The organism is Candidatus Burkholderia verschuerenii, assembly GCF_001189365.1.
Taxonomy (GTDB): domain Bacteria; phylum Pseudomonadota; class Gammaproteobacteria; order Burkholderiales; family Burkholderiaceae; genus Caballeronia; species Caballeronia verschuerenii.
The window spans coordinates 1-5362 of record NZ_LFJJ01000275.1 but is presented as its reverse complement, the minus strand read 5'-3'; the positions used below and the strand labels follow the sequence as shown (position 1 = coordinate 5362).

Here is a 5362-nt window from a genome sequence, read left to right as displayed (position 1 = left end):
CCCCTGCCGACGCTTCGCCGATCACCTCGCGGTGACCTGCGCACGGCTCGGGGCCGATGTGGTTCGCTACTCCTTCATCGCAGTGGACTTTCACCACCTACTCCTTGCCAGTCTACCGGCGCACTTAAGATTTATGCTCATTGCGAAAACTTTCCTAAAAGCGTGATTGCATCAGCCCACTGAGGCCGTCGCGATTATAGGTTTGGGGTCCTCTCGTTAATTGGCGCGCGCAAACAATCGGATTTGTCTCAGCCAAGAATGCTTTGAGAATCTGCCGAGTCATTTTCGGCAAGCGCGCGCGAGGCGCGGACATGAAGGCGGCGCGCGGCTTATCATCGAAAATCGAGATAGCGCGGGAGACCGACGATGAACTCGCCCGACACAGCCGACCTGCCCTTCGGCCGGACACACGAAGTCACCAATCAGACGCCGCCGCTCTGCGATTACGACGCCTTCGCCGCCGATGTCGCGCTCGCGGCGGCCGTCGCGAGCGAGGGCGCGCAATGGCACGCCGACGCGCTATCCGCCGATGCCATCGCGCTGACGCAGCCCGACGTGCTGGCGCTCGCCGACTTGGCCAATCGGCATACGCCGGAACTGCACACGCACAGTCCGCGCGGCGAGCGGATCGACGCGGTGGAATGTCATCCGGCGTGGCATGAATTGCTGCGACGGTTGCGGCAGGCGGGCTGTCACGCACTGCCGTTCGAAGCCGGCGCGCGCGCCGGTTCGATGGCCGCGCGCTGCGCCAGCTATTTCCTGCACGGGCAACTGGAATCCGGCTCGCTGTGTCCGATCACGATGAGCTTCGCGAGCATCCCCGTGTTGCGCAACGAACCGGCGCTGTTCGCGAAGATCGCCGGGCCGCTGTTGTCGCGCGAGCACGATCCGCGCGATATTCCGCTCACCGCCGGCAAGCGCTCGATGCTGATCGGCATGGGCATGACCGAGAAACAGGGTGGCTCGGATGTGCGCAGCAATCGCACGCGCGCGCATGCGCTCGGCGCGGGCGGTCGCGGCGGCGAGTATCGGCTGATCGGACACAAATGGTTCGATTCGCGCACACCCCAATCCCGGGGTTTCCTGAACGCAATATTCAGGAAGGCCGGAATACTGGCGCTGGCTGGCGTTATCACGGCCGGCGCAATCTTCTCCGAAACGGCGGACGCCAAGCGCATGGGCGGCAGCCGCAGTATGGGCCGTCAGTCGGCGACCGCCACGCAGCAGCATCAGGCCACGCCGCCGTCGCAGTCCATGCAGCAGAATCAGGCCGGACAGGCGCAACGCGCGCAAGCCGCGCCGTCCACGCCGCCTGCCGCCACGCAGCCCGCGCGTAATCGCTGGCTCGGGCCCATCGCCGGTCTCGCGGCGGGTCTGGGTATCGCGGCGCTGCTGTCGCACTTCGGGCTGGGCGAAGCGTTTGCCGGCGCCATGGCGAACATGATCATCATCGCGTTGATCGTGATCGCGGCCGTCATGCTGTTCCGCTTCATCATGCGCAAGCGGCAGGGCGCGAACGGCGGCCCGGCATACGCGGGCGCAGGTTCGGGCTCGCCGTTCGGCGGCAGCGCGCGCACCGGTCTCGGTCAGGATTCGCGTCCGATGATGCCGCCCGCGACCACCGCGTACGGCTCGCCCTCCACGCTCGACGCCCCGGCGCAGCAAGCCGTGCAGCCAAGCGTGCCTGCCGGTTTCGACACCGAAGCCTTCACGCGTAACGCGAAGGTGTACTTCATCCGGCTGCAGGACGCGTGGGATCGCGGCGACGTCAACGATATCCGCGAGTTCACGACGCCCGAGATGTACGCCGAGATCAAGCTGGATGTCGATGCACGCGGCGGCGCGCCGAATCGCACGGACGTCGTGCAGCTCAACGCCGATGTGCTGGGCGTCGAAGACCGCGATCCGGAATATCTGGCGAGCGTGCGCTTCCACGGCCTGATCCGCGAATCGGAAGGCGCGTCGGCGGAACCGTTCGTCGAAATCTGTAATCTGTCGAAGCAGAAGACGGGCAACGAAGGCTGGCTGCTGGCGGGTATTCAGCAGGTCGGCTGAACGTAGGCCCAGGCACGACGAGGAACCCGCGTGACGGAGGCTGCTCGCGCGGAATTACCCCGTAGAATAGAACCCGCGCGAGCTGTCGCTTGCGCGGGTTTTTTTATTTTTTTATCTCACAGCCGATGATCAACGCAGACGAATCCGCCCGTCCCGTAGCCAATCCCGCCTTGAAAACCGCATCGAGCGCGTTCGCGGCCGCCGTGAACCATTTGCTCGTGCGCGAGCCGTGGGCGCTGGAGCGCGTCAAGCCGTACGCGGGCAAGTGCGTGAAGCTGACCTGCGCGCCGGTTCATATCGCGCTGGTCGTGCAGCCGGACGGCCTGTTCGCGGCCACCAGCGACGCTGAAGCCAGCCGTTTCGACGTGACCATCGCCGTGCCGCTCGACGCGCTGCCCGCGTTTCTGCAAGGCGGACAGGGCGCGGTGATGAAGCACGTGCGCATCGAAGGCGATGCGGAATTCGCGCAGACGCTGGCCAAGCTCGCGGAACATCTGCGCTGGGATCCGGAAGAAGATCTCGCGCGCGTGATCGGCGATGCGCCCGCGCATCGCGTGGGCCGGATCGCGCGAGCGGTTCAGGATCAGGCGCAGCGCACCGGGCGCAATCTGCTGGACACCTTCGCGGAGTATTTCCTCGACGAAAGTCCGCAACTCGTGCGCCGCAGCGCGCTCGACGGCTTCAACGCGGAATTGTCCAAGGCGCGCGATGCATTGGCGCGGGTAGAAAAGCGAATCGAAAGAATCGAACAACGACAGCCGGACCGCGGCGCTTCAGCGCGGAACGGTGGCGAGTCAAAGCGCGACTCGCGCGAATAACGAGCTGAAGCCAATCCGAACATGCGTTTTCTGCGTTTCCTCAAGATTTTTTTCACCATCGTCCGCTTCGGTCTGGACGAGCTGGTGATGAGCGGCATTCAGGATCGTCGCGTGCGTCTGCTGATGCGCATCACGACGTTCGGCCGCAAGTTCGATATCGAGCGCGGCATCCGCTTGCGTCTCGCGCTGGAAAGCCTCGGCCCGATCTTCGTGAAGTTCGGGCAGGTGCTGTCGACGCGGCGCGATCTGCTGCCCGTCGATATCGCCGACGAGCTCGCCAAATTGCAGGATCAGGTGCCGCCGTTCGAATCGGCGGTGGCGATCGGCATTATCGAGAAGGCGCTGGGCGCGCCCATCGATCATCTGTTCGACGATTTCGAGCGCGTGCCGGTGGCGAGCGCGTCGATCGCGCAGGTGCATTTCGCGAAGATCAAGAATGGTGAGCACGCGGGCAAACCGGTCGCGGTGAAGGTGCTGCGGCCGAACATGCTGCCCGTGATCGATTCCGATCTCGCGCTGCTGCGCGATGCCGCGTTCTGGGCCGAGCGTCTCTGGCCGGACGGCCGGCGTCTCAAGCCGCGCGAAGTCGTCGCCGAGTTCGACAAGTATCTGCACGACGAACTCGACCTGATGCGCGAAGCCGCCAACGGCAGCCAGTTGCGCCGCAATTTTCAGGGACTCGATCTGCTGCTGGTGCCGGAAATGTACTGGGACTTGTCCGCGCCGACGGTGCTCGTCATGGAGCGGATGGTCGGCGTGCCGATCAGTCAGGTCGACACCTTGCGCGCGGCAGGCGTGGATATTCCGAAGCTGGCGCGCGAAGGCGTCGAGATCTTCTTCACGCAGGTATTCCGCGACGGCTTTTTCCACGCGGACATGCACCCCGGCAATATTCAGGTGAGTCTGGACGAAGCCACTTTCGGGCGCTATATCGCGCTGGATTTCGGTATCGTCGGGGCGCTGTCGGACTTCGACAAAAACTATCTCGCGCAGAACTTTCTCGCGTTCTTCAAGCGCGACTATCACCGCGTCGCCACGCTGCACCTCGAATCCGACTGGGTGCCGCCGACCACGCGCGTCGAGGAACTGGAAAGCGCGATCCGCGCCGTCTGCGAGCCGTATTTCGATCGCGCGCTGAAGGATATTTCGCTCGGGCAAGTGCTGATGCGGCTGTTTTCCACCTCGCGCCGCTTCAATGTCGAGATTCAACCGCAACTGGTGCTGCTGCAAAAGACGATGCTCAACGTCGAAGGACTGGGCCGCTCGCTCGATCCCGAACTCGACTTGTGGAAGACCGCCAAGCCGTATCTCGAACGCTGGATGAACGAGCAGATCGGCTGGCGCGGCTGGTACGAACGTCTGCAGATGGAAGCGCCGCAGTGGAGCAAGACCATTCCGCAATTGCCGCGTCTGATCCACGCGATTCTCGCGCAGCATCACGACGCGCCGAAGAGCGGCAACGACGACACCGTGCGCCAGTTGCTGGCCGAGCAAAAGCGCACGAACCGGCTGCTGGTGACGCTGCTGGTCGTCGGGCTGGTGGCGATCGCGGGCGCGGGCGTGGTCATCGCGCAGTGGTGGTTCGGCAATCCGTAATCGTGCCGCGAGGCGTGGAGGCGACATCATGAGCGATCCGTCATTCGACAACCGCGATCCGAATTCGCCCGGTTTCTGGGACGAGCGCTTCGATCAGCGCTTCACGCCGTGGGATCAGGCGGGCGTGCCGCAGGCGTTCGCTTCGTTCGTCGATGCCTGGCCGTCGCAGACGCCGCCGAACGAGCTGATTCCCGGCTGCGGCAGCGCCTACGAAGCGCTCGATCTCGCGCAACGCGGCTGGCCGGTGCGCGCGATCGACTTTTCGCCGAGCGCGGTCGCGGCGGCGCGCGAGCAATTGGGGACGCATGCAGCGATCGTCGAGCAGGCGGATTTCTTTGCCTACGAACCGCCGTTCGCGACCGATTGGGCCTACGAGCGGGCCTTTTTGTGCGCGCTGCCACGGAACCGCTGGCCGGACTACGCGGCGCGCATGGCGCATCTGCTGCGGCCGGGCGCGTTGCTCGCGGGCTTCTTCTTTATCGGCGCGACGCCGAAAGGGCCGCCGTTCGGCATCGATCGGACGGAACTGGATGCGTTGCTGACGCCGTATTTTGCCCTCATCGACGATCGCGAAGTCAGCGGCTCGATTCCGGTTTTCGCCGGGCGCGAGCGCTGGATGACGTGGCGGCGCGTCTGAGCGCATCGGACGCGGCTTGAAAAACGTGGCCGCCGCCATTTATTCGGGAATCCGCGTTCAGGAACACACCCGGGAGCACACCCGAAAATCGCGGGTCAAAAATGGTTTGCGGCTATAATTCAAGGCTTTGGTGCGACACGCACGCTCGTGTCCGGGCAGTCCCAACGTAAGGGACATCGACTAGCGGTTCGAATAACGTCTATATGAGTTAATCGACTGCGATAGGCATGGTGTAGAGCATCTCGATGGGGCGCGA

The 5362-nt window shown here is 64.2% G+C and carries 4 protein-coding genes and 1 pseudogene; all 5 read left to right on the top strand.

The genetic code is table 11. The annotated features are described in order from the left end of the window. Positions 1-366 precede the first annotated feature (366 nt). Positions 367-879 (top strand): annotated as a pseudogene (locus tag BVER_RS36380) (DNA alkylation response protein); the annotation flags it as partial. Positions 880-1113: 234 nt separating this feature from the next. Then, positions 1114-2055, top strand: coding sequence for a Tim44 domain-containing protein (locus tag BVER_RS36375; RefSeq protein WP_083452396.1), 942 nt, complete (start codon positions 1114-1116; stop codon positions 2053-2055). 170 nt (positions 2056-2225) lie between these two features. Continuing rightward, positions 2226-2873, top strand: coding sequence for a ubiquinone biosynthesis accessory factor UbiJ (locus BVER_RS27430; RefSeq protein WP_157056266.1), 648 nt, complete (start codon positions 2226-2228; stop codon positions 2871-2873). Between the two features lie 21 nt (positions 2874-2894). Further along, the gene (gene ubiB / locus BVER_RS27425; RefSeq protein WP_050455940.1) at positions 2895-4469 is read left to right on the top strand and encodes a ubiquinone biosynthesis regulatory protein kinase UbiB; all 1575 of its coding nucleotides are present in this window, start codon (positions 2895-2897) and stop codon (positions 4467-4469) included. A gap of 28 nt (positions 4470-4497) precedes the next feature. Then, positions 4498-5106 carry a methyltransferase domain-containing protein gene (locus tag BVER_RS27420; protein ID WP_050455939.1) on the top strand — a complete coding sequence of 203 codons (609 nt, stop codon included), beginning with the start codon at positions 4498-4500 and terminating at the stop codon, positions 5104-5106. The last annotated feature ends 256 nt before the right edge of the window (positions 5107-5362 follow it).

Excerpts from the sequence above, each read along its gene's own strand:
- ubiB (WP_050455940.1), top strand. The coding sequence starts at position 2,895 with ATGCGTTTTCTGCGTTTCCTCAAGATTTTTTTCACCATCGTCCGCTTC.
- BVER_RS27420 (WP_050455939.1), top strand. The coding sequence starts at position 4,498 with ATGAGCGATCCGTCATTCGACAACCGCGATCCGAATTCGCCCGGTTTC.